Here is a 24,269-nt window from a genome sequence, read left to right as displayed (position 1 = left end):
AGGTTTTTCTCAGTCTAGATGCTAGCGTTCGCTGTTTGTTCCCTCCGCTACCCCTCTCCCCTACACTCAAAGAGGGAGCTGTTTAACTCTAGAGAATCTCGCGCTCTGCGATGGGCTATCGCCGCCGGGATTGGTTGGCCTACTGGCTGCTCAAGTGGCTAGTGGTCAACCCGCTGTTTCGGGGACTGTATTTTGGCCGCACCTATGGGCAGGAAAATGTGCCTCGCCAGGGATCCCTCATTATCGTCAGCAACCATGCTAGCCACCTGGATCCGCCCTTGCTGGCCAACGCAGTGCGCCGCCCTGTAGCCTTCATGGCCAAAGAAGAGCTGTTCCGAGTGCCCGTGCTCAAGCAGGTGATCCGGTTCTACGGCGCCTATCCAGTAAAAAGAGGTGGGGCAGATCGCAGCGCCCTGCAGGCCACAGAAGCAGCTCTGGCCAAGGGATGGGCAGTAGGGATCTTCCTCAACGGCACCCGCACCCCCGATGGCCGCATTCCCCAGCCTCACCTGGGGGCAGCCTTGGTGGCAGCGCGCACCCAGACACCCCTGCTTCCTGTCGCCCTCTGGGGCACCGAGAAGGTGCTGCCCAAGGGATCCCGCTGGCCGCGTTTGTTTTGCCCCATCACTGTGCGCATCGGCAAGCTGATCCCCCCGCCAGTTTCTAGCGAGAAAGCTGAGCTGCAGCGGGTAACGGCAGCCTGTGTGGAAGCCATTCACCTCCTCCTGGACCAGGGGCGCTGAGGGGCAATCAGAGTAGCTTGGGCAACGAGGTACTCAGCCACCGGCTTCCCGCCCAGGATGTGCTCTTGCAGCACCCGCTCTATCACTGGCGGCGTGGCCGAGTGGTACCAAAACCCACCGGGGTACACCAGCAGCACGGGCCCGGGAACGCCATAGTTGCATGCCCGTAGGCAATTGGCCTTGGTGCGGTTGACGCGCAGAGAGCCAACGCCCGCCAGCTCTAGGTTCAACTGCTGAATCCGCAGCTTCAGGTATTCCCAGGCCTCCAGCCCCACCGCCTTTTCACAGCACTTGGGCTTGGTCTGGTCGGCGCAGAGAAATAGATGCCAATGGTAGGAGGGAATCGAAGCCGGCTGAAGCTCTGGAGAGACAGCGGAAAGCTGGGTCATGGGGTATCCTTCCACTGCATTGCTAGACAACTCTCCACTGGAGGAGGCGATGCCCTAGCCTGGAGGAAAGTACCTCTTGCCTGCTTGGCAATGCTCATCAATGCTCCCCAGCAGCGGTTGTTTCTTGCCCTTCTTCCTCCAGCAGACCTGCAGGAGCAAGTGACGGCAATCAAACAACAGTTTGCCGAGCAATTTGCCAGCCGAGCAGCCCTGCGCTCACCCCCTCACATCACCCTCGTGCCTCCTTTTGAGTGGCCCACCGCTGAGCTAGCAGCCCTGGCGGGATCCCTGGAAGAATTTGCCAAAGAGCAGGCCCCAGTTGCCGTTGAGCTGCGTGGCTTCGGTGCTTTCGCGCCGCGGGTTATCTATATTCACGTTGAGCCCTCCTCAGAGCTGCAGCAGTTGCAGACTAGGGCCCAGCAGCACATGAGCCTTCTTCTCAGGCAGCAGGCCACAACGCCTTCCCCTCGTCCTTTTGTGCCTCACATAACGGTAGCCTTTCGAGATCTCCGGCCAGCCCAGTTCCGCGCTGCCTGGCCACTCTTCCAGAATCGTCCCTTCCAGGGATCCTTTCTCGCCTCTGCCCTCACCCTCCTCATCCACGACGGCAAGCGCTGGCAAGTCTTTGCCGAGTTTTCCCTCTCTGCCACTAGGGGATGAGAAGCAGCCGACTACTCTACCCAGTGAGCGGCCATGTATTCAGCCAGATCCAGCACCCGCTGCGAGTAGCCCCACTCGTTGTCGTACCAGGCCATGACCTTGACCAGATCCCCGTCCAGGACGCTGGTCAGCTCTGCATCCACAATGGCGGAGCAACTGTGGCCCCGGTAGTCGATAGAAACCAAGGGAACGTCTGAGTAGGCGATGATCCCTTTCATGGTCGTTTCCGAGGCTTCCTTCAGGGCGGCGTTGACCTCCTCGGCAATTACTTGGCGCTCTGTTTGCACCACCAAATCCACCAAAGAGACATTGGGCGTAGGAACCCGTACCGCCACCCCGTTGAGCTTGCCTTTCAATTCAGGGATCACCAGCGCCACCGCCTTAGCTGCCCCCGTCGTAGTAGGCACCATGCTCAGCGCTGCCGCCCGCGCCCGCCGCAAATCGCGGTGGCCTCCATCCAGAATGCGCTGGTCGCCCGTGTAGCTGTGGGTGGTAGTCATGGTAGCCCGCCGCACACCGAACTTGTCCAGCAGCACTTTGAGAATCGGGGCAAGGCAGTTGGTGGTGCAGCTAGCGTTGCTGACAATGTTGTGCCGCACCGGGTCGTAGGTGTGCTGGTTAACACCATAGACAAAGGTAGGGATGTCACTTCCCTTAGCTGGGGCAGTGATCACCACCTTTTTGGCTCCCGCCTCCAGGTGTTTGGAGGCCCCCTGGTAGTCGACAAAAACGCCAGTAGCCTCGATTACAAGGTCCACCTTCCACTCTTTCCAGGGGAGGTTGCTGGGGTTGCGCTCGGAAACGGCATGGATGTGCTTGCCGTTAACTAGCAAACCACCCTCGCTAGCCTCCACTTCCACTCCTTGTAGGGTTCCAAGGATGGAGTCGTACTTCAGCAAATGGGCAGCCGTGCGAGCGTCTGAAGTGTCGTTGATGGCAACAATATCGACATTGGACTGAGGACGACTTAGCCAACAGCGCAAAAAGTTGCGACCAATACGACCAAATCCGTTGATGGCTACCCTAACCACTGCTTTGACCTCGCTGCTTCCAATTGTTCGGGGGCTGCTTAGCCCATGATACCGCAAGCCCTGAACATTCTGAATCTGAAGATGATGTTCGCGATCTGGCAAGCTTGGCGCTCCTAAGTAAAATCGCTCTGGCACAATTGGGCGGGTAGGGGACAGGCCGCCGGCTGCTATGACAAGCAGACCCCTTGCCTGTAGCTAGGCTCAAAGACTGCAACCGCTCCGAGGTACCTAGCTTTTGGTTGCCTCAGCGGGATAGATTCCTTCTTGGGGCAAGCTGTCTTGGGGGCATGGCAAAGAGTTTTGAGGATCCCTTGCTTCCCCATTGGTAGCTGCTTCGGCTTCCGCCAAGGCTTGCAGAGCCAGCAGGATCTCCTCTTCTCGGCGGGTATAGGTCTCCTCGTCGATCTCCCCTAGATCAAGCTGGATCTGCAGAGCTGTAAGCTCTTTCTGGAGGTTTTCCCTGCTGTCAAGTTGCGCCTCGGCCCGCTCGCGAATCTGCTCTGCTAGCCATAGCAAGCCCTGCGCTGGCCACGTCAACAACTGCCAAACCATCCTTGCTTTCCTTGTAAGGACAGGTCGATTCTACTCAACGCAGATCCTGCCTGCACGCAAGGCCAGCTAGCCAGAGCCAAGCAAAGGCAGCTCCTCCGGATGCGGCTGGGCTAGCTGTTCCGAGAGCATCAACTCTCGCTTAGAGAGCCCGCACAGAGGGATCCCTGCCGGTGGACTCTACTGCGAGTTGCCTCTGTTCCAGCACCTCCAGCGGGGGGTGTTGTGTGCTGCCTGGCTGCTAGCATGAAAATATGGTCATATAAGCAAACACAAGTCAGCAAGATGAAGCAACACTGGGAGAACGTCTACAAGCGAGCCGAGTCTCTCAGTTGGTTTCAGCCACGCGCTGAGCGGTCGCTGCGTCTTATTCGGGAGACGGGGTTGGGCTTCTCAGCCTCGATTATTGACGTTGGCGGGGGAGCGTCCAGGTTGGTAGATGAACTGCTGGAGGCGGGCTACCGCAAGCTAACAGTTCTCGATATCTCTGCGGCAGCTCTGGCAGTGGCAAAGGCCCGTTTGGGGGAGCGGGGAAACACAGTCAACTGGGTAGAGGGCGACATTACCCAGCTAACTCTGCCGGCCAACGCCTACGACATTTGGCATGACCGGGCAACGTTTCACTTTCTTACGAATCCTCAAGATCGGCGAGCATACGTGGCCGATGTCCTGAGAGCAGTAAAGCCAGGAGGGTTTGCTATCATAGCTACCTTCGGTGAAGACGGGCCTACGCAATGCACTGGCCTGCCTGTTGTGCGCTACTCGCCCGATCTCTTGCAGGCAGAGTTCGGTAGCGCTTTCAACTTCCTAAAGCATGAGCAAGAAGAGCACCGCACCCCCGCTGGCGCTGTGCAAAAGTTTGTGTACTGCTGTTTCCAGAAAAAGCCAACTGCTCTTGAAGCTGAGCTCTCTCCGGAGGGTGACCGCCAGCAACAAAAGTCTCTGGTTGTGGTTTTGTAGGGTTAGAGGCTACCTGCAGTTACCCACCTAGAGCAGGCGACTGCAGCGAGCTTTCCAGTCCAGCTTCTGATCCAGAAGGAGCTCCAGGTGAGGTAGATAGGCTTTGTAGCTGTGCTCCCCAGAGCCGATTAAGTGAGTGGCATTAAGGTTCTCGATTCTGGGGTGAAACTCTTTAATTGGCTTGATCCCGCAGGGGCTGCGGTTGAGGGATGGAACCTTGAAGACGTAGGCCAAAACCAGATCGTCTTCGTTGTAGATATTCACCAGTTTTCCCGTGATATTTTCTACATGCAGGCTCCACTGCTTATCGGCTTGCCCTCTGACAGCACCGCTGAGCAGAATGATATCTTTAAGGCGCGGATCTACAGTCTTAGGCCAACCTCGCATAATGTAGTAGGCTACCCTAGCTCCCAAGGGAAACCCCATCAGCGTAATCTGTCTTTCCGGCAAAGAGGAGAGCAGAGGATAGCCATAGTCAAGCCCCACTTTTTTGGCTTTGGCTTTTTTTGGCTTTGGCTTTGTGGGCTTCCCAGTGGGCAAGCAGTCCTACGCCAAGCTTAAGGGTGGATAAGGCGAATCTCACCGGACTGAAAGCATCCCACCAGAGGTAGTATAGGGATCCCATCCACCCAGCCCGTCGGAGTGTTTCCCACAATAGTCTTTTTTTCCAAGGTTGGGTTTCGCCTTCGCTGAGAAAACCGTTGATAAAAACCAGGGCCTCGTCCCAGCCTAGGGAGGGCTCGATAGGGATCAGCTCAGGCTTGTGGTGGACAGCTTCTTCGACAAGATAGTTCCAGGTTCCGTCAGCAAGAGTTCCCGTAAGATGGAGAGCAGTTGTGCCAGCTCCAGCAAGAACTTCTCTTGCTCCTCGAGCGACCTCAGTACCTAGGTCGAAAGCAGCTTGGGCAACTGCTTGAGTTGCCTGGCCGACGACCTTAGCAGTGCCAAGGACAGCACCTGCAGATTTTCCCACAACCTCGGCAGCAATCTCCGCAGCCGCCTTTGGGGATCCCTAAAGGATTTTCCCAACGATCTCCAGGATTGCTTTCTCCTTGAAATTAGCAAAGAACTTAACTTGTTCCACTTTACTCTACCCGCGCCGCATGGCGGTAACTCCCGTGGGATCCAGCACCTTGCCGCGCTCTGCCTCGGCATAGACTAGGTAGCGATCGCCACACTCCATCCAACTTTTGACACGGCACTCTAGGTAAGCCAGGGCATCCAAAAGGATCAGGCAGCCATTCTCGGCAGTGGCGATGGCTAGACCGGCAAAGCGATCTTCGCCAGGGCGTTGAGGCCGTTGAAAGTGCCGCTGCAGGCTGCTGCTTTTGCCCTCCCGCAAAATGTTGAGTACAAAGGGCACCTGGGGACGGGTAAGCAACTCTGCCTCGCTTTCCTTGCTCACAGAGAGGGTAAGGCCTGGGGGGTTGAAGCTGGCCTGGGCCACTGACCAGGTGAGAAAGCCGCGCGGGATCCCATCTTGCAGGGCGGTAACCACGCAGAGGGATCCCACTACCCGGCTGAAGGCCTGCACCAGCCGATCCGCCTGCGCTTCAACACCCCCTTGGCGGGAGGTGCGGGCTCGCTTGGCCTTGCGCAAGGCTTGGGCAAACTGGGATCCCGCCTCTTGACAGGCTTCCAGGATTGCATGGGTAGGCTTGAACCTAGCGCGGATGGTTGCAAACCCCAGGGTAAAGCCGGCATTGAGCAGCTTGCTCTCAATGAGATCCACGGCTTCGCCGCTCCAGCCGTAGGAGCCAAAGACCCCGGCCAGCTTGGTGGTGGGAACGGAAGAGAGAATGATGCCCAGGGCCGTTTGGATTTGAACTGGAGGATGGCCGGCCAAGGTGGGGGATCCGATAATGAACCCCTGGCAGCGCTCTAGGGCTTGTGCAATCTCTTCAGGAGTGGCCCATTCACAGTTAATCCGCTCCACGGTAACTCCCGCCCGCTCCAAGCCTTGGGCAATAGCCACCGCCATCAGGCCGGTGTTCCCGTAGGCGGAGGTGTACAGGAGAGCTACCCGCTGCTCCAGGGGATTCTCCTCGCACCACAGGTGGTAATCCAAGCGCAGCCGTCGCAGGCTGTGGCGCACCAGGGGGCCGTGGGCAGGGGCGTAGATTTGGGCGGGGAATTCTTCCAACTTGGCCAGGGCTGCCTTCACCTGGGGCGCTTGGCTGCGGTGCAGGCAGTCAAAGTAGTAGCGGCGGTCTTCGCTGAGCTGCCGCCAATGCTCGTCGAACACCTGCTCGTCGCACACATGAGCGCCAAACAGCTTGTCGGTAAAGAGGATCCCCGTGGCCGGATCGTAGGTGCAGAGGGCGTCGGGGTGGCGGGGCGTGGGCACGGTGCGAAAATGCAACTCGTGGCCTTCCCCCAGATCCAGGCGATCCCCATCTCGGATCACGCGCAGGCGAAAGGACTGGTTAGTTCCGTAGGCAATGCCAAAATCGGCAGCCTCCTCTTCGTCACGGCTAGGAGTTGGGGATTCCATGCCTTCAAAGGCCGCTCGCAGGGTGAGGGATCCGGGCTTAGAGCAGAGCACCACCGCATAGGGAGCCAGCGGCAGAAGCGCTTTGAGGGTGGCGATGCGGTTGAAGTTGACGTGGCTCAGTAGGATAAAGTCCAGCCGCTGCAGGTACTGGTGTTGGGCCAGCTCCTCCAAGAAGATGTCGGTAAAGGATTCTCCTGGGGGATCGATGAGCAAGGTCTGCCGCGCCTGGATGAGATAACTATTAGCCGTGGTGCCCCGCTGCCGGGCATATTCCAGCTCAAACTTTAGGCGATTCCAGGTGCGGGAGCGAAAAACCAGGGTAGAGGGGCCAATGGTGGCCACCTGGACATCGCGAGCAGGAGTCTTGCTCTCCATAGCAGCCTCCGATGCGGCATCTGTCCCCACCTTGCCACGAAATCAGCGAGACTGGGATCCTCTTTGGAAAACTTCGAAAGACCCGCTACTGGAGCGGGATCAGAGGGCTGACAACAGCTAACGTACAATTTGTCCATTGACCCTGAGTGTCCCCATGATCCAAGCTGCTGGATCTCCTCATTCGGATGCCCCTGCTTGGCATAGCCTGCCTCTTCCGGATGTTATCCAGAAGTTGCAAAGCGACCCCGACTGTGGCCTGACTAGCCAGCAGGTTACCCAAAGGCAGCGGGAATACGGCCCCAACGAGCTGATCTCCTCCCCTGGCCGCAGCGCCTGGCAGCTCTTCCTTGACCAATTCCGCAACGTCATGCTGCTGATGCTGATCGCCGTGGCGGCGATCTCAGCCCTTCTGGATCTGCAAAAGGGAGAGTTTCCTAAGGACGCCCTGGCCATTCTGCTGGTGGTGGGTCTCAATGGCTTGCTGGGCTACTTGCAAGAAAGCCGCGCGGAAAAAGCGCTGGCCGCCCTGAAAAAACTGGCCTCCCCCAGCGTGCGGGTGCAGCGGGACGGCCTGTGGCAGGAGATCCCTGCTAACCAGTTGGTGCCAGGGGATCGGGTGCTGCTGGAAGCCGGAGTGCAAATCCCAGCCGACGGGCGCTTGGTGGAAGCAGTCAACCTCCAGGTGCGGGAGGCGGCTTTGACAGGGGAGGCGGTGCCGGTTACCAAGCAGGCCGATTGTGTCCTCCCCGAGGAAACTGAGCTCGGAGAGCGGCGCAACATGGCCTTCATGGGCACCGAGGTGCTCCAGGGGCGAGGGATCCTCTTGGTTACGGCCACCGGCATGAACACGGAGCTGGGCAAGGTGGCCAAGCTGCTCCAAGCAGTGGAAAACGAGCCCACTCCCCTGCAGCGGCGCATGAGCCAGTTGGGCAATGTGCTGGTGTCGGGATCCCTGGTCTTGGTGGCTCTAGTGGTGATCGTTGGGCTGCTGCAGGCCAGAAGCCTAGCGCCTTTCACCTCGCTGCTGGAAACTTCCCTCAGCATGGCCGTGGCGGTGGTGCCGGAAGGGCTGCCGGCTGTAACCACGGTTACCTTGGCTATTGGAACCCAGCGCATGGTGCGCCGCAACGCCCTCATCCGCCGCCTGCCAGCCGTGGAGACGCTGGGATCCGTCACCACCATCTGCTCCGACAAAACCGGCACTCTCACCGAAAACAAAATGGTGGTCACTGACATCCTCACCCCCGACCGCCACTACCACGTCAGCGGCACTGGCTACATTCCCAAGGGATCCTTCTACTGCGGCGGCCAGGCCATCGATCCCCAGAGCGCCCCCGATTTGCAGGCCCTTCTCAGGGCTGTGGTCTTCTGCAACGACGCCTTGTTGCAAGCCACTCTCCCAGCCCAGCGCGGCGCTGCCCCCACCTGGTCGATCCTGGGGGATCCCACGGAAGCCGCCCTGCTGGTGGCTGCTGCCAAGGCCAACCTGCAGAAAGCCTCTTTGCAGGAGCAGCACCCGCGGGTGCAGGAGATCCCTTTTAGCTCGGAGCGCAAGCGCATGAGCGTGGTGGTGCAAGAGGAGGGCAGCTATGGCGTCTACGTCAAGGGATCCGCTGAGCTGGTGCTGGAGCAGTGTGCCTATATCCAGAAGAGTGGAACTTGGCAGGCGCTGTCAGAAGCCGATCGACAAGCCATTCTGGCTGCCAACAACCGTTTGGCGGCCCAGGGCATCCGGGTTTTGGGGGTGGCCACCCAGCGGCTACAGGGGATCCCGGAGAATCTCGAGGAGATCGAGCGCAACTTGGTTTGGCTAGGCTTAGTGGGCATGTACGATCCCCCTCGGCCCGAAGCGCGGGAAGCCGTAGCCCGCTGCCGCCAGGCCGGGATCCGCACCCTCATGGTAACCGGCGATCACCAACTCACTGCCATAGCCATTGCCCGCGAGCTGGGCATTCTCGACTCCGAGAGCCAGGCCATTGATGGGCGCACCCTCTCCCGCCTTAGCTTTGAGGAGCTGCTGCAGACGGTGCAAAGGGTCAACGTCTATGCCCGCGTGGCCCCCGAGCACAAGCTGCGCATCGTGCAGGCCCTGCAGAAACAAAACCAGTTTGTGGCCATGACGGGGGATGGGGTCAACGACGCCCCTGCCCTGCGCCAAGCAGATATCGGCATTGCCATGGGGATTACCGGCACCGATGTAAGCAAAGAAGCCAGCGACATGGTGCTTTTGGACGACAACTTTGCCACCATCGTGGCGGCCATTGAAGAAGGACGGGTGGTCTACAACAACGTCCGCCGTTTTGTGAAATACATCTTGGGCAGCAACATCGGCGAGGTGTTGACTGTGGCGGCTACACCTCTCCTGGGCCTAGAGGACGTGCCGCTGACGCCCCTGCAGATCCTGTGGATGAACTTGGTAACCGACGGCCTGCCGGCTTTGGCTTTGGCAATGGAGCCAGCAGAGCCGGGGGTGATGCAGAGCCCTCCCTTCAACCCCAAGGAAAGCATCTTCGCCCAGGGGCTGGGAGCCTACATGGTGCGCGTCGGCGTGGTCTTTGCCATCTCCACGATCCTGATGATGGCCATCGTGAAAGCCCATATCCCCCACTGGCGCACGATGGTCTTTACCACCCTGTGTATTGCTCAGATGGGCCATGCGCTGGCGGCTCGCTCCAATGACAAGCTGACCATCGAGCTCAACCCCTTTTCCAACCCCTACCTGCTGGGGGCCGTGTTGGCCACTTTGCTGCTGCAGTTGGCCCTGCTCTATGTGCCCTTCCTGCGCAGCTTTTTCGGGACGGAAGAGTTGACCCTTTCAGAACTGCTCATTTGCATGGGCTTTAGCACCGTGGTGATGGTCTGGGTAGATCTGGAAAAACTCTACCGCCGCTGGCGCCAGGGATCCCGTCAAACCCCTTGAGCAGAAAAGCCAGGGAGTCTACACCCCTCTCAGAGGGGTAGGGGAACTTTTTTGCTTCAGAAGTGACAGTTGTTGTTTTGGCCAGCCTACGGATCCTTCGGAAGCCCCTGGCAGGAGATCCGGCAAGCCAGCCAAGCCCCGCTGGGATCCCTAGTAGCAAGATGCCCAAGCTGTGGCCCAGTGGCTCATCGCCTCAAGGGCAGCAGCACACTAGGGGCTAAGGAACTTGGCCAAATCTGTAAAACGGGATACAATTGAGAGGTCTCTCCGACGGCTGGAAGCCAAGTATCAGCGGGTTATCCTCGAGATGTCGGCTGCTGTGCCAAAACCTCCCTACTTCTCCATCCAGGTGCCCATGCAGGAGCTTGAGGTTGGTCTTTTGACTGGATCTAACTCCGCTTCCGCGGAGAAGGGACTTCTTCTCCTAATTGTGGACGATGATCCCAGCCAGCGGCTTTTGGCTCGTTACGCCCTGGAGCGAGAAGGCTACCGCATCCTAGAAGCCGACAGCGGCTTAGCCTGCCTAGAAGCTGCAAGCCGCTACCAGCCAGATATAGTACTCCTGGATGCGGTGATGCCGGGCCTAGATGGGTTTGAGTGCTGCCGCCGCCTCCATGCCCAAAACCCTGACATGCCGATTTTAATCGTCACCGCTTTGGAAGACGAAGCTTTTGTCAACGAGGCTTTTGCTGCAGGAGCCAGTGACTACATCCCTAAGCCTATCCACTGGTCAGTTCTGAAGCGGCGGCTGCACCACTTGCTGCAAGTTAGCCAGGCCCAACGCCGTCTACAACAGCTTAACCAAGAACTGGAAGCCAAGGTGAAGGAGCGCACTGCTCAACTGGCCTGCCAGGTAGCAGATTTGGAGCAGCTCAACCGCCTCAAAGACCACTTTTTGGCCGCGGTCTCCCACGAGCTGCGCACGCCCTTAACCAAAATCAGACTAGCCTTGGAACTCCTGGGCCGCACCCCCCTCAACGAGAAGCAGCGGCAGTACCGGGACATTGCCCTGCAGGAGTGCGAGGTCGAAATCCATCTTATCGACCGCCTGTTGGCTCTGCAGGGTCTGCAAGGGAAAGAGTGGGGCTCTGCCGTTGCGGCCATTGATCTGCCCAGCTTTTGGCAGAGCTTGCTCGAGTCGGCACGGCAATGTGCGCAGGCCCACTCCCTCACGCTACAGGTTGGGGATCTGCACCCGCCTGCCTCGGAATTTTACAGCCATCCGCAGCTCCTGGATCAGGTTCTCAAAGAACTGCTGAGCAATGCCTGCAAGTTTACCCAGCCAGGTGGCACTATCTGTCTAGAGATCCAGTCGATTCCTGGAGGGATCGAGTTTAGGGTCGGTAACAGTGCTCAGATTGAGCCCGAACACTTGCCCCACATTTTCGAGCCCTTTTACCGCGTGCCCACCACGGATCCCTGGGTCCAGCCAGGCAGCGGTTTGGGGCTGGCTTTGGTGAAGCAGTGGGTGGAGTATCTGCGGGGCCACATCCAGGTCACTAGCCAAAAGGGGTGGACCTGGTTTGTACTACGCCTGCCCAGTCTAGGGCCATCCAATCCTTGAGGCCCCCTAATGGCCGACAGCAGCAGTTTCAGCAGTGGCAAAGGAAGTGCCGCAGCCGCAGGTAGCCACGGCATTGGGATTCTTGAATTTGAAGCCACCCCCCAACAGATCTTCGGAAAAGTCGACAGTGAGGCCCTGGAGCAGGGTCATGCTCAAGGGATCCACCGCCACCCGGAGATCCCCAAAGTCGAAGGTGTGATCGTCGGGGTTGGCCTGGGACTCAAAGTTCATCACATAGGAGAGGCCAGAGCAGCCGCTGGGCTTAACCCCCAGGCGCAGGATGGGCTGGGATCCCTCTTTCTCGTACTTGCTGCGCAGGCGCTTTAGCTCTTGGATGGCGCTATCGGTCAAGGTGATCATGGCGGGAAAGCTGACACGTACCCCTATCCTAACAATCCTTTCCAGGCGGAAACAGTTGATAAGCTAGGGATCCCGTTCCTTAACGTTGTCGACGTTTGACCCTTGTGACGGATCCTAACGCCATCCGGGTTACCTTTCTGGGTACCAGCTCTGGCATGCCCACCCGCCAGCGCAATGTGTCAGGAGTGGCGGTGCAGCTTCCGCAGCGATCGGAATGGTGGCTGTTTGATTGTGGCGAGGGCACCCAACACCAGCTCCTGCGCTTAGACGAGCTGCGCCCCAGCCAGTTGCGCCGCATTTTCATCACTCACATGCACGGGGACCACATCTACGGCCTGCCGGGACTGTTGGCTTCCTGCGGCCTGGGCAGCACTCCCCAACACATCGACATCTACGGTCCCCCCGGCCTGGAAGAGTATCTGAAGGCGGTGCTGCGATATAGCGAGACGCGGATCCCCTATTCCTTTCGGGTTCACACCGTAGAGACAGGTCTCATTCTCCAGGATCCGGAGTACTGGGTCTTTTGCGCGCCCCTGGATCACCGGGTGCCTGCCTTTGGCTACCGCGTGGTGGAACAGGACCGACCAGGCACTTTTAACGTGGCCAAGGCCCAAGCGGATGGAATCCCACCTGGTCCCCTCTACGGCCAGCTCAAAGCTGGGCAATCCATCTTCTGGCAAGGCCGCTGGCTCCACGGACGAGACTACGTGGGGGATCCCATTCCAGGCCGCAAGTTCTCCTATTGCACCGACACGACTTTCTGCCGCAACGCCGTTGACCTCTCTCGCGCCGCCGATCTGGTCATCCACGAGGCCACCTATGCCGAAGCCGATCGCGACTTGGCCCAGCGCGCCAAGCACTCCACTGCTGCCATGGCTGCGCGGGTGGCTGCCGAAGCCAAAGCCCAGGCCCTCATCCTCACCCACTTCAGCCCTCGCTACACCTCGGATGGCCCCATCACTTTGGAAGACCTGCTGGCCGAAGCCCGGGCCATTTTTCCCAACACCCTCCTGGCTCGGGATCGGATGACCTACGAGATCCCTCGCCGCAGCCCTGTTCCCCTAGCGCTGGAGGTGTAGGTTTGCCTCGCTAGAATGGTAAAAACTGTCCCAACCAGCGATGACGGATCCCAGACCCTATTTCGAACGGCCCAAAACCGAACAACTGGACCAAAGCGCCAGCGAGTGGCAAACCTTTAGCGCCTTGCCCCCAGCAACCTCCCTGCCTCCTGTACAGGCCGAGCAATCGGCTAGGGTTCCCCAGGATGAGGCAACCCTGCCCAAACTGGCTCCCTGGGGCAAACGGGTCGGCGCCTTTGCTCTAGATTTTGGGCTGGGACTGGGGGTTTCCTACCTGGCGCAGGGCTTGGCTTCTCTGGTAGGAGCCGATGCGGCTGCCGTGGACATGACCGGCTACATTGCCTTTTTTGCCGCTTGGCTGGTGAACCGCGGCTACTTCCAATCTCGACCCGCTGGCCAGAGCTTGGGCAAATGGCTGCTGAACCTCAAAACCCTGGATCCGGAAACCGAGGCCTCACCTCACCTAGTTCGCTCCTTGGCCCGCGAGGGAGTGCTCTCGCTGTTTATCCTCACGGCAGCTCTGCTGGTGCCGCTGGCTGCCGACGGACTGTTTGCCTTCTTCGACAAGGAAAAGCGCCAGAGCATCCACGACCGCGCCGGGCGCACCCTAGTGGTGGAATCCGAGCAGGGCTACCACCTGGATGAAAAAGTCCTGCGGCTGCTCCAAGAAATCCTCGAGGGAGAAGCTACTGAGGACGTTAAACTGGCTGCACGGGATCTTCTGCGCAAAGCCCAGCGCAACGAGGCAGTACGGGGTCTCTCCAGCCAGCTAGGGCGCCTACGTCAGGATGTTGGCCGCAACACCCGCAGCCTTCGCCAGCAGACCAGCAAGCAAGTTAAAAGCTGGCTTGCTTCCCTCAAAGAAAAGTTGGATAATTGGTAGTTGCGCTTACACGCAAGCCCTTCTCCAACCATGGCTGTTGAGGTTGGAGAGGTAGCCTAGTACTCTCTCCGCAGAGGAATTCACCATGGCCAAGGGAAAAGGCGCTCGCATCATCGTTACGCTGGAGTGTACGGAGTGCCGCACCAACGTTAACAAGCGTTCTCCAGGTGTGAACCGCTACACCACTACCAAAAACCGCCGCAACACCCCCGGTCGCTTGGAACTGAGAAAATACTGTCCCAAGTGTAACCGCCATACTCTTCACAAGGAGATCAAGTAGTTCTGGAGCTATGGTTTACGTTCGCCGTCGCTTGTCTCCCATCAAGCCGGGAGAACCCATTAGATACACTGACGTTGAGCTGCTCAAGAAGTTCGTAACCGAGCGCGGCAAAATCCTGCCTCGCCGCATTACGGGGCTAACCGCCAAGCAGCAGCGGCAAGTCTCCAAAGCCATCAAACAGGCGCGCATCCTGGGCCTTCTTTACTTTGTCAACAAAGAAGGGTAGTTGCGTCGGCTTCTAATGAGCCTACAGCTTTCACCGCAGTTGCAAGCCCGAATGGCCCAACCCCTAGAGGTTGGGGGAGTGAAGATCTTCAGTCGGGTTTTTCAGGCACCGCTATCAGGGGTAACCGACATGGTCTTCCGGCGGCTAGTCCGCCGTTTTGCCCCTCAAAGCATGGTTTACACGGAGATGGTCAGTGCCATCGGCTTGCACTATGCCCGCGAGTTGCCCCGCGTTATGGAGGTGGGGGAGGGGGAGCAGCCCATTGGCATTCAGTTGTTTGACTGCCGGCCCCATTTCCTAGCTGAAGCCGCTCGCATGGCTGTGGACGAAGGGGCAACCCTGGTGGATATCAACATGGGCTGCCCGGTAAATAAGATTACCAGAAACGGTGGGGGCTCCTCCCTGCTGCGAGATCCAGACACCGCTGCAAAAATTGTTGAGACAGTGGCCAAGGCAGTAGAGGTGCCCGTTACCGTAAAAACGCGCTTGGGCTGGTCGGACGAGGAGATTAACATTTTGGATTTTGCCTACCGCCTTCAGGAGGCAGGAGCCCAACTTATTACTGTACACGCTCGGACACGTGCCCAGGGCTTCAGCGGCAGAGCCCGCTGGGAGTGGATCCGCCGCGTTAAGGAACGTCTGCGCATCCCGGTCATTGCCAATGGAGACATCTTCTCCACCGCTGCAGCCGTGAAGTGTCTCGAAGAAACCGGCGCTGACGGGGTGATGTGTTCCCGCGGCACAATGGGCTACCCCTTCCTCGTGGGAGAGATCGATCACTTCCTTAAGACCGGGCAAGAGAGACCGCCTGCTACTCCCTTAGAGCGAATTCAAGTAGCCTTGGAGCATCTGCGAGGGCTTTGGGAATACAAGGGGGAGCGTGGGATCCGGCAGGCCCGCAAGCACATGACCTGGTATGTCAAAGGCTTTGCCGGCGCCTCTCACTTTCGCGCCCTTCTCTGCCGCATCGAGACGCTGCAAGAGGGAGAAGCGCTGCTGCTGCAGGCCATGAAGCATTGCCAAGATGCCGCTCCGGAGCCTGAGGATGAGGAAATGGGTGAGGCTCTTGAGAGAGAACACGCTGCCACCAAGGAAGCTCTTCTGGCTTAGCCACCCTTCCCCTTCCTTAGCACTCTGTACTGAGGTAGCTTAGCTGCCCGCAAGCCACCTCTCCTAGCTGCTTGAAGGGAGCAGGCTACCAATCTATCTTCTGCTTTCCCAAAAAGCCCCTAGCCAATCCCTGCCAGGTCGCCCCTAACCTGGATGGGATCCCTCCTGAGGCTACGGCTTCCCAGCCTAGAGGATCCCCAAGGAGCAGAGCATTAAGTTTTGTAAACTTTTCAAGCTCCCGCCTTGCCAGCCTGTGGAAAACTTGTGGAAAACTTTGGAAAACTGTGGAAAACCTGTGGAAAAAGACCCCAGGTTATCCACAAGGTATAAATACCCTGTGGAAAAGACCCCCAAGTTATCCACAGATTTTCCACAGGCAGGGAATAAGCTCAAAGGCTTGCGGCGTAAGGCTTTGCTAATCGTCGGGCAATCAATTTCCACAATTTCCACAGGCCCTACTACTACTAGTTAAAAATTTAAATTGGGTAGGGATCGTGGTTTGTAATCTTCCTCGCGCGCGAGAGTGCAAGCTAAGGGATCGCCTGGGGCGAGTGGGTGCTAGGATTGGCATACTCAGCTCGCAAGTCCCGCAATGGTGCAAGCTCAGCGTCCTGTGGAGGGAGAATCCAGGGCTGCCATGTTCGCGTCTGCCCCGCGCGACGGCAGGTCTGGAGATCTCCACGGCGTTGACGACGCTATGGGCCAGCCCTTCCCCCAAGCGGGAGGGAGTCCTAGCGGCAGCCTTTGCTTTACCTGTGAGCAAGCCGAGCTCAGCCAGCACCTGGCAACAGTTGGGCGAGCGGTTGCCAGCCGCCCCGCCCTGCCGATTCTGGCCAACGTGCTGGTAGAAGCCAGTGCAGAAACGCAGCGTGTGGCGCTGACTGGCTTTGACCTCAGCTTAGGCATTCGCAGCGAGTTTGAAGCGGAGGTGAAGGCATCCGGTCGCCTGGCTTTGCCAGCCAAGCTGTTTGGCGACATTGTCAGCCGTCTGCCTAGAGGCCCAGTTACCCTGAGCCAAGCTCAGGAGCGTGTCCTCCTCACCTCAGCCGCTGGCCAGTACCAGTTGCGCAGTGTTGCAGCAGAGGAGTACCCCACCCTGCCGGAGGTGGCGATCCCTGCTGCCAGCGAGGTGGCTGCCGCTTGCCCCGGCGGGAGCGAGTCCCTTGAACACCCCGCGGCGCAGGCTCTAGAGGTGCCCATTGAGAGCCTACTGCAGGGCATTGACCAGACCCTCTTTGCTGCCTCTAGTGACGAGACCAAGCAGGTGCTCACAGGGGTGCATGTCAAGCTCGTGCCAGGGGATCCGCCACAGCTAGAGTTTGCAGCTACCGATGGACATCGGCTGGCCATAGCCCAAGTGGAAGTTGAGGGAATCCCGGTCGAGGTATCCAGGGGAGGACCTGACTTCACCATTCCTGCTCGAACTCTGCGGGAGGTGGAGCGCATCCTCGGCTCCCAAACGGTTGCCTCCAGGGTGGAGTTGCGGTTTGACCGGTCGCAGGTGCAATTTGTTCTGCCCCCTGGCGCCAGCAGCGCTCAGTGCCAGCAGCGGATCACCAGCCGCCTTTTGGAGGGCCAGTACCCCGACTACAACCGTCTGCTGCCCAAGCAGTTTGAGCGACACGTAACCTTAGAGCGTCGGCCCCTGGTGGAGTCCCTAGAGCGGGTGGGGGTGTTTGCTGCCCGGCGGAACGACATCGTCAAGCTCAGTCTCTCTGCGGCAACCCAAACCCTACGCATTAGCACCGAGGCACCCGACGTAGGCAGTGGCGAGGAATTGCTGCCAGCACAGATGTCCGGCCCTGATCTCGAGGTGGCCTTCAATGTCCGCTACCTGCTGGAGGCTCTCAAGGTGTTCCACACGCAGCAGGTGAGCCTGGAGCTCAACGGAGCCACGCAGCCAGCCGTTTGGAAGCCAATCGGGGCGATGCGCCTCTGCTATTTGGTCATGCCAGTACAACTGCGGGCAACCTAGCGCGTTTCGCGGTTGGAAGAGTGCCATTCAGCAGGCTGAGAGGCGCTTGGTTGGCCACCTGGCGGGCTTGGTCCATAGTTCAGGGGCACATGAGCCATCACCTTCGTCCATTACTCTGAGCGGCCTGAGAGTGTAGCGCTGGGGAGCTGCGCTGGCTGCTCTAGAGGCTCCACTCGATGGCGATCTAATCCCGGCTCACCTACTGCCGAATCGGCATCTCCGTGGAGGGCAGCTTGGGCGTTGCGGCGCAGTCGGTGGGCCTTGAGCCGGCGCAAGGCAGAGGCGGGAAACCGGCGGTCGAACTCCTCATCGCCGATCCGGGCCAGTTCTTGGAGATCGGGGGCAACATTCCAAGGGTAAGGCTGAAAGTCGGGAAGGGGACTGGGCCGAGCAAAGCGCTGGTTCCAAGGACAAACCTCCTGGCAGATGTCGCAGCCGGCCACCCAGTTGTGCAGGTTCTGGGCAATCTCAGCAGGGATCCGCTCGGCGTGGCTTTCCAGGGTGTGGTAGGCAATGCAGCGGCGCGAATCCACTACCCCTGGACTGACGATGGCCTGGGTGGGGCAGGCCTCCAGACAGCGGGTGCAGGTGCCACAGTGGGCAGTATGGGGACGGTCGGGAACCAGCTTGAGAGTGGTCAGGATCACTCCCAGAAACACCCAAGAGCCGTACTCGCGGGTAAGCAGGAGGCTGTTTTTGCCAATCCAACCCAAGCCCGCCTGCATGGCCCAGGGCTTTTCTGCCACCGGGCCAGTGTCTACGTAGAAGCGACCCTGGTAATTGGGAAATTGAGCTTGCATCCAAAGGTGGAGCTGTTTGAGTCGCCGTCCCAGCACGCGGTGATAATCTCGCCCCCAGGCGTAGCGGGAGATCTTGCCTTTGGCCGGATCCCGGCTGTGGGGGGTGGGAGTGTAGTAATTGAGGGCCACACAGATTAGGGATTGTACCCCCGGCAGCACCAGCTCCAGATTCTGGCGCCGCGGATCCGCCATCCAGGCCATGTCGGCAGCCATACCGGCAGCCAGCCAGGCCCGTAGACCTGCCCAATCAGGAGGGTTTGCCGCGCTGGCAATGCCGACTTTGTCAAAGCCCAGCGCCCGCGCCTGTTGCTTCACCTGCTCGGTGGCTTTGGCCCAGTCCATCTCTGACTCCCCAGGGATCCCCGCCATGACTACCCCGGCAAACCCATCACCTGACGGTAGCGGGCCTCCAGCTGGGCTGCCTGCTGAGAGCGGCGGAAGGGATCCCAGGAGCTGTGTCGAAATAGCTCCTGCCGCAGCTTGGCTACATCCACCGTCGTTACTTCGCCATCGGCCACCACTTGTTTTCCCCTGATCCAGACGCTGTGGACTGCTTGAGTGGGCCGGCCCAGCACCAGTAGCCCAATGGGATCCGTGCGAGGTAGCAGCGACAGTTGGGTGAGATCATAGAGCACCAGGTCAGCCTGCTTGCCCACTTCCAGAGATCCCAGCTTGTCCCCCAGCCCCAGGCCGATGGCCCCACCACGGGAGGCCATTTCAACGCTCTCGCGGGGGGAGATCCAGTGCCGGTAGTCGGGATCGGTGACGTTGTGCAGGATGGTGCCGATTTTGATCGCCTCTAGGAGATCCTGGGAGTCGTTACTGGCCGCTCCATCGCAGCCAAAGGCCACGTTGACCCCCGCTTGACGGTATTTCAAGATAGGGGCAATGCCACTGCCCAGGCGCAGGTTGCTCAAGGGGTTGTGAACAACCGTCGAGCCTGTGCGGGCCAAGATCTCGATATCGCTTGCAGTCAGCCAAACGCAGTGGGCTAGGGAAGTTTTTCGGTCTAGGTAGCCCAGGCGCTCCAGATGCTCCACAGCACTACAGCCGTACTTTTCCTGAGCCAGCAGCTGCTGGGCGCGGGTTTCTAAGAGGTGGGCGTGGCGAGGCAGGTTGTACTTCTGGCTGAGCTCAGCACAGCCTTCGAACAGCTGGTCGGAGCAGAGTTGAATGCCAGTGGGGGCCACCATTAGGCTGATGCCTTCCTCAGGCCGGTGGTACTTTTGAATTGCCTCTTCCAGCATGGCCAACACCTCGGCGGTAGAGAGGGGATAGGCTGCCGACCCCCCTTCTCCACCCGGCAGGCAAGCGGGGAGAGCCTGATCCTGAAGCAGCGGACCAATGAAGGCGCGGATCCCGACCTCCCGATAGGCCCGCACGGCTGCCTCAACAGTGGCCAGCTCCTGGCCGGGAATGAGGATCAGGTGATCCACTACAGTCGTGCCGCCGCTAAGCAGAGTTTCCACCGCCGTCGCCAGGGCGCTGAGATAAATCTTTTCTGGATCCGGCGGCGCGTACTCGTGCAGTTGCGCTAGCCAAAGCTCCAGCGGGTAGGGCGGGATGATCCCTCGCTGCCACAGCTCGGAAGAGTGGGTGTGGGCGTTAACAAAGCCCGGCAGCAGGAGCTTGTTGTCAGCGTTCAGTTCCACGCTGTCTGGCGCCCCTGCCAACAACCCCTTGCCGATAGCGGCGATTTGCTCCCCTTCAATGCGGACATCTGTCGTCTCGTAGCCGCTAGCAGTGGGGATCAGCGCATTGCGCAAAACGTAGCTCATGGCGGGAACAGGAAAAGGCCGTCGGATCCCAGCGCGCCAAGGTTAGCGGCTAAAGTTGGGCTGAGGCTATTTCTTCTTGGTAGAGCTCTTCTTAGCAGGCTTACCCTCCGCGGCTGTAGGTTCAGCAGCCCCTGCAGCAAGCTCGGGAGGAGCTGCCTCCGCTGGTGTCGGCTGGGGCTCGGCCGGGTTCAGACCTGCCTGGGCAGCCACCTCAGCGGCAAAATCCGTCTTTTCTTTCTCAATTCCTTCTCCCAAGACAAAGCGAGCAAACCGCCGCACCCGGATGTTTTCTCCCAGCTTGGCGATGTGTTGCTTGACCAATTCCTCTACGGTGATCGAGGGATCTTTGATGAAGGGCTGATCCATTAGAGATAGCTCTTTCAGGCGCTTTTCAAGGCGACCTTGGATAATTTTTTCCCGCACATGCTCGGGCTTGCTGGCCAGATCCTCTTTGCCCATCTCGATGGCCTTCTCCCGCTCCACCACTTCAGGAGGGATCTGGTCAATGCTGACGTACTCCACGTTTTGGCAGGCGGCAATTTGCTTAGCGATGTCCTGAACCAGCTTTCTAAACTCTTCGTTGCGGGCTACAAAGTCGGTCTCGCAGTTGACCTCTACCAAAACGCCAATCCGGTTGCCGAAGTGGATGTAGCTATCGACAACTCCCTCAGCGGTAATGCGGCCAGCCTTCTTGGCTGCTCCTGCTAAGCCCCTCTGGCGCAGCAAGACGATAGCCTTCTCCCTGTCGCCGCCAGCTTCTTCCAGGGCCTTTTTGCAATCCATCATGCCTGCGCCTGTTTCTTCGCGCAGTTTTTTGACAAGTTGGGGATCGATTTTGACACTGGTCTTGGTGTCGCTCATGAGAGTTCCTCAGCTAAAGTAAAGGATATGGTGGGGTGTAAACTGCCCCTGGCTAAAGCTAGGGGCTTTGAGCAGCCCTACAGTTGGCAAGCCAACCATAGACCTCCAGGCTGGGTTACAAAAGCAGCCGCCCAGAGTACGCCGCGCCGCTAGCTATTTGCTCTTGTAGCCTAGCACGGGAGGGGTTCCCTCTCCCCGTACGAAGCTCGTCAGCCGCTCCCCTGGGAAATAATTCTAAACCTAGCTCCCCAAGGGTATGGGGCAGAAAGGAGGCAAGGGAATGCCAGGGGGGTCTGGATCCCTTTAGGGCTACTCGCCCTCGTCGGCCTCCCCTTCGTCTCCCAGGTCTTCCAGAATGTCTTCTTCTAGATCCACAGCCCCCTCGTAGTCGTACTCCTCCTCTTCGCCGGTGTCGAGCTGCCCATGCCGCCCCTCGTAGATGGCATCGGCCAGCTTGCCTACAATCAGCTTGATTGCTCGAATGGCATCGTCATTAGCGGGGATGAAGACGTCGCTGAGATCAGGGTCACAGTTGGTATCTAGGAGGGAGATGATGGGGATCTTGAGCTTGATGCATTCTCGGACGGCGTTGGCTTCGCGCCGCTGATCGACGATAATCACAGCGTCGGGGAGCCGGCGCATGTTTTTGATGCCGCCTAGGTACTTCTCCAGCTTGGCCAACTCACGCCTTAGGCGGCCTGCTTCTTGTTTGGGCAAGCGGTCGAGCAGGCCACTGTTTTGCATCTCTTCGATTTCTTTGAGGCGATCAATACGGGTTCTCATCGTGGCCCAGTTGGTGAGCATGCCCCCAAGCCAGCGCTGATTGACGTAGTAGCTGCCACAGCGGGTGGCTTCGTGGGCGATGATCCCAGCAGCTTGCCGCTTGGTGCCGACAAATAGAAAGCGCCAGCCTTTCTCAGCACCCTCCCGCACGTATTCATAGGCTTCATTGAGGTAGCGGGCTGTCTGCACCAAGTCAATGATGTGGATGCCGTTGCGCTCAGCAAAAATGTAGGGCCGCATCTTGGGGTTCCAGCTGCTGGCCTTGTGACCGAAGTGAACCCCCGCCTCCAACAGTTGAGGCAAAGTGACAATGCTCATGGTTCGGTTATCTCCTACGGGTTAGCCTCCGCCTGAACAGATCCCAGTTAAGGGCACCCGGTGGTTCAGGCGTGTGGGATTTTGACAGCCTAACCAGGCTAGCATGTCCCTTGCAGGATTTGGCAGGCGGGGTAGAGCTCTTGCCAAGATCCAGTTTCTAGTGCTAGCTTAGTAGAGCACCTCCAGAGGGAATCTCTGGTACAGGTGCGTCGGGGCGTAGCGCAGCTTGGTAGCGCACCACTTTGGGGTAGTGGGGGTCGAAGGTTCAAATCCTTTCGCTCCGACTTAGCTTAGAGAAAGCCCCTGTCTAAAGGCAGGGGCTAAGGTTTTTTTCCGGGTAAGGATTACGGCAAGCTACCCTAGGGCTAAGGTCAGGGGTGTTGAGGACTCCGTCTCGCTTGCACCGGAGTAGGATTAGTAACCTCTGTTGCCGGGCGGCGCTTCCTCCCTACAGCTAGATTGATGAGGACTTTCCTCTAGTCCTCGACTTGAACTCCATCCGTTCGCGTAGCGGGCCGGAAGCCACTTTGGGGCACGCTGTGCATCCTCGCCAACGCACCTTCTGCCTCCACGTGGATTAGCTAGGCTAGTAGGCGAGCAGATCCATTTCTTCGGGTAGGCACTCTGCCTAGGCGAAAGTTAGCTCCGTCTTCAGCCTGTGTGCTCGATCAAGAGCAAGGAGCAACTCTCGTCAGCTCGACGGGAAGTGACGCCTGTGGACTAGTGGGGTAGTGAAGGTGGGCTCTGCTGCTAGCTACGGGTCGTTCTGGAGCAAAAGTCCGCTTTTGTCCGGAGTCAGAGGGGAGGAGGCAAGCTTTGCAAAACGCTGTGAACCACCGCTGCCGAGTTGAGAGCCGCTGTCTGAAGAAAAGTTAGGAAATCGGTATCGCTTCCTACATCGCTGACCGACCGCACCAGCAGACAAGGGATCCCAGCTTCTTGCGCCACCCGCACCACTGCCGCTCCTTCCATCTCCACCACTAGGGCCCCGGTGCGCTCGCGAATTTGGCGCCGTAGGTTGGCGTCGGCCACAAATACATCGCCGGTGGCTACTAGACCTTGGTGGATGGCCGGTTGCCGTCCCTGCAGAGGGTGGAGAGGGATCCGCTCCAGCTGAGGCACAATCAGGTCGTAGAGGGCCCTATCGGCCTCAGCTAGAGGATGGCGCAACTCGGGAATGAAGTCGATCCCCAAGACAAAGCCCTCTGGGCGGCCAGTGCCAAAATCGTGCTCGATGGCGGCATGGGCCAGCACCACATCTCCCATCTGGAGATGATCGGCCAAGGCGCCGGCCACGCCGGTAAAGATGATTCCCCCGATGGGGAAATGGGCCACCAGCAGAGCTGCCGTAGTTGCCGCCCGCACCTTGCCCACCCCCCCTTGGACCACCACCACCGGCTGCCCAGCCAGGGATCCCTGATGGAACTGCCGCCCCAAGTAGGTATGGACGGAATGGGTTTCCATGGCCTGGGTGAGCATGGCCACTTCTTCTGGCAAGGCCCCCACAATACCAATAGCTTTCTGGGATGGGCTAGATGCAGTTGCCATGGCGCTTGCAGTTAACCCAAAGCAGCTCCATTCTGGCGCAAGCCGGATCCGGCTAGGAGCTCAGACTCCTAGGGAGTATAGTTAAGGTGGTTGACAGGGAGTAGGGAAAAAGGCCATGGCCTACAGCGAGCCGCTCATCGAACGTTCCTCAGAGGTTTTTCCAGGACTAGTGGAAGAGCCCCCTCGCTACGTTGAAATAGTCTCGGCAGTGGTTTCCAGCCTCAAAGAAGATGCCGCCTACGAAAACCACGAGCAGGGGCACACCTGGAAATTCACCTACGGCACCGTGGAAGTGTTCGTCCACCTGAGCGGCGAATCCCCCGAAGATACCCTGTTGGTGTGGTCTCCCGTTCTCTCTCTGCCGGTGGCGGAGCCGGCTAAGCTCATGCGGAAGCTGCTGGAGAAGAACTGGAGCGACACTCTGGAAGCGCGCTTTTGCATCTGGAACAACCAGGTGGTGTTAAACCATTACCGCACCCTAGAAGGGATCACCGCAGGCGAGATCTCCCGCGCCATTACCATTGTGGCCAGCCTGGCCGACGAGTACGACGAGCCGCTCCGAGCAGAGTTTCCGCCTGCTTGA

22 protein-coding genes, 1 tRNA gene and 1 pseudogene are annotated in these 24,269 nt (G+C 59.0%); 13 read left to right on the top strand and 11 right to left on the bottom strand.

Features of this window, described 5'->3' with window-relative positions; all coding sequences use genetic code 11:
- The first annotated feature begins 110 nt into the window (after positions 1-110).
- Positions 111-743, top strand: coding sequence for a lysophospholipid acyltransferase family protein (locus NW833_RS02125; RefSeq protein WP_414404926.1), 633 nt, complete (start codon positions 111-113; stop codon positions 741-743).
- Here the strand turns inward: NW833_RS02125 and NW833_RS02120 are convergent.
- On the bottom strand, positions 716-1,132 hold the full coding sequence (locus NW833_RS02120; RefSeq protein WP_414411385.1) for a (2Fe-2S) ferredoxin domain-containing protein: 417 nt from the start codon (positions 1,130-1,132) through the stop codon (positions 716-718). The genes NW833_RS02125 and NW833_RS02120 overlap by 28 nt on opposite strands.
- Before the next feature lie 90 nt (positions 1,133-1,222).
- Between NW833_RS02120 and NW833_RS02115 the strand changes: the two genes are divergently transcribed.
- The gene (locus NW833_RS02115; RefSeq protein ID WP_414411384.1) at positions 1,223-1,792 is read left to right on the top strand and encodes a 2'-5' RNA ligase family protein; all 570 of its coding nucleotides are present in this window, start codon (positions 1,223-1,225) and stop codon (positions 1,790-1,792) included.
- An 11-nt stretch (positions 1,793-1,803) separates the two neighbouring features.
- Here the strand turns inward: NW833_RS02115 and gap are convergent, their stop codons facing one another.
- Together gap and NW833_RS02105 are read right to left on the bottom strand one after the other, a co-directional pair.
- Positions 1,804-2,823, bottom strand: a complete 1,020-nt coding sequence (gene gap, locus NW833_RS02110) for a type I glyceraldehyde-3-phosphate dehydrogenase (protein WP_414411383.1) — start codon at positions 2,821-2,823, stop codon at positions 1,804-1,806.
- A 228-nt stretch (positions 2,824-3,051) separates the two neighbouring features.
- Positions 3,052-3,375, bottom strand: a complete 324-nt coding sequence (locus NW833_RS02105; RefSeq protein ID WP_414394007.1) for a gas vesicle protein GvpG — start codon at positions 3,373-3,375, stop codon at positions 3,052-3,054.
- 282 nt (positions 3,376-3,657) lie between these two features.
- On the opposite strand from NW833_RS02105, the gene NW833_RS02100 reads away from it, so the two are divergent.
- Positions 3,658-4,332, top strand: a complete 675-nt coding sequence (locus tag NW833_RS02100) for a class I SAM-dependent methyltransferase (protein WP_414411382.1) — start codon at positions 3,658-3,660, stop codon at positions 4,330-4,332.
- Positions 4,333-4,359: 27 nt separating this feature from the next.
- On the opposite strand, the gene NW833_RS02095 is transcribed toward NW833_RS02100, so the two are convergent.
- A complete protein-coding gene (locus tag NW833_RS02095; RefSeq protein WP_414411381.1) occupies positions 4,360-4,818 on the bottom strand; it encodes a DUF726 domain-containing protein in 459 nt (152 codons plus the stop codon).
- A 604-nt stretch (positions 4,819-5,422) separates the two neighbouring features.
- The gene (locus tag NW833_RS02090; protein WP_414411380.1) at positions 5,423-7,201 is read right to left on the bottom strand and encodes a flavin reductase; all 1,779 of its coding nucleotides are present in this window, start codon (positions 7,199-7,201) and stop codon (positions 5,423-5,425) included.
- 154 nt (positions 7,202-7,355) lie between these two features.
- Between NW833_RS02090 and NW833_RS02085 the strand changes: the two genes are divergently transcribed.
- Together NW833_RS02085 and NW833_RS02080 are read left to right on the top strand one after the other, a co-directional pair.
- Complete coding sequence (locus tag NW833_RS02085; RefSeq protein WP_414411379.1) at positions 7,356-10,121, top strand: cation-translocating P-type ATPase; 2,766 nt, start codon at positions 7,356-7,358, stop codon at positions 10,119-10,121.
- 226 nt (positions 10,122-10,347) lie between these two features.
- Entirely contained in the window at positions 10,348-11,685 is a 1,338-nt protein-coding gene (locus tag NW833_RS02080) for a response regulator (protein ID WP_414411378.1), read from the top strand.
- 6 nt (positions 11,686-11,691) lie between these two features.
- Here the strand turns inward: NW833_RS02080 and NW833_RS02075 are convergent, their stop codons facing one another.
- Positions 11,692-12,045, bottom strand: a complete 354-nt coding sequence (locus NW833_RS02075) for a HesB/IscA family protein (protein WP_414394017.1) — start codon at positions 12,043-12,045, stop codon at positions 11,692-11,694.
- A 122-nt stretch (positions 12,046-12,167) separates the two neighbouring features.
- Between NW833_RS02075 and NW833_RS02070 the strand changes: the two genes are divergently transcribed.
- The 6 genes from NW833_RS02070 (at position 12,168) to dnaN (ending at position 17,598) form a co-directional block, all read left to right on the top strand.
- On the top strand, positions 12,168-13,124 hold the full coding sequence (locus NW833_RS02070; protein WP_414411400.1) for a ribonuclease Z: 957 nt from the start codon (positions 12,168-12,170) through the stop codon (positions 13,122-13,124).
- A gap of 40 nt (positions 13,125-13,164) precedes the next feature.
- Positions 13,165-14,007 (top strand): RDD family protein, encoded by an 843-nt coding sequence (locus NW833_RS02065; protein WP_414411377.1) that lies wholly within the window; start codon positions 13,165-13,167, stop codon positions 14,005-14,007.
- A gap of 85 nt (positions 14,008-14,092) precedes the next feature.
- On the top strand, positions 14,093-14,287 hold the full coding sequence (gene rpmG / locus NW833_RS02060; protein WP_414394020.1) for a 50S ribosomal protein L33: 195 nt from the start codon (positions 14,093-14,095) through the stop codon (positions 14,285-14,287).
- A 10-nt stretch (positions 14,288-14,297) separates the two neighbouring features.
- Entirely contained in the window at positions 14,298-14,513 is a 216-nt protein-coding gene (gene rpsR, locus NW833_RS02055) for a 30S ribosomal protein S18 (RefSeq protein ID WP_414394021.1), read from the top strand.
- Positions 14,514-14,528: 15 nt separating this feature from the next.
- Positions 14,529-15,623: a tRNA dihydrouridine synthase DusB gene (gene dusB, locus NW833_RS02050; RefSeq protein WP_414411376.1), complete on the top strand. Its 1,095-nt coding sequence runs from the start codon at positions 14,529-14,531 to the stop codon at positions 15,621-15,623.
- A gap of 637 nt (positions 15,624-16,260) precedes the next feature.
- Positions 16,261-17,598, top strand: a complete 1,338-nt coding sequence (gene dnaN, locus NW833_RS02045; RefSeq protein ID WP_414411375.1) for a DNA polymerase III subunit beta — start codon at positions 16,261-16,263, stop codon at positions 17,596-17,598.
- A gap of 110 nt (positions 17,599-17,708) precedes the next feature.
- Here dnaN and queG read toward each other — a convergent pair whose 3' ends face one another.
- The 4 genes and pseudogenes from queG to rpsB form a co-directional block, all read right to left on the bottom strand.
- On the bottom strand, positions 17,709-18,767 hold the full coding sequence (gene queG, locus NW833_RS02040) for a tRNA epoxyqueuosine(34) reductase QueG (protein WP_414411374.1): 1,059 nt from the start codon (positions 18,765-18,767) through the stop codon (positions 17,709-17,711).
- A 2-nt stretch (positions 18,768-18,769) separates the two neighbouring features.
- Positions 18,770-20,176, bottom strand: coding sequence for an amidohydrolase (locus tag NW833_RS02035; protein WP_414411373.1), 1,407 nt, complete (start codon positions 20,174-20,176; stop codon positions 18,770-18,772).
- Positions 20,177-20,371: 195 nt separating this feature from the next.
- Positions 20,372-21,037, bottom strand: a pseudogene (tsf, locus tag NW833_RS02030) (translation elongation factor Ts); the annotation flags it as partial.
- A 309-nt stretch (positions 21,038-21,346) separates the two neighbouring features.
- Entirely contained in the window at positions 21,347-22,138 is a 792-nt protein-coding gene (rpsB, locus tag NW833_RS02025) for a 30S ribosomal protein S2 (RefSeq protein ID WP_414411372.1), read from the bottom strand.
- A gap of 210 nt (positions 22,139-22,348) precedes the next feature.
- On the opposite strand from rpsB, the gene NW833_RS02020 reads away from it, so the two are divergent.
- Positions 22,349-22,422: transfer RNA gene (locus NW833_RS02020), tRNA-Pro, on the top strand.
- A gap of 511 nt (positions 22,423-22,933) precedes the next feature.
- On the opposite strand, the gene NW833_RS02015 is transcribed toward NW833_RS02020, so the two are convergent.
- Positions 22,934-23,686, bottom strand: a complete 753-nt coding sequence (locus tag NW833_RS02015) for a 5'-methylthioadenosine/adenosylhomocysteine nucleosidase (protein ID WP_414394027.1) — start codon at positions 23,684-23,686, stop codon at positions 22,934-22,936.
- Positions 23,687-23,801: 115 nt separating this feature from the next.
- Between NW833_RS02015 and NW833_RS02010 the strand changes: the two genes are divergently transcribed.
- Entirely contained in the window at positions 23,802-24,269 is a 468-nt protein-coding gene (locus NW833_RS02010) for a YbjN domain-containing protein (protein WP_414404909.1), read from the top strand.

This window comes from Synechococcus sp. O70.1, from assembly GCF_047462215.1.
Classification (GTDB): domain Bacteria; phylum Cyanobacteriota; class Cyanobacteriia; order Thermostichales; family Thermostichaceae; genus Thermostichus.
The sequence above is the reverse complement of the archived record's forward strand: the minus strand, read 5'-3'. Positions and strand labels throughout refer to the sequence as shown.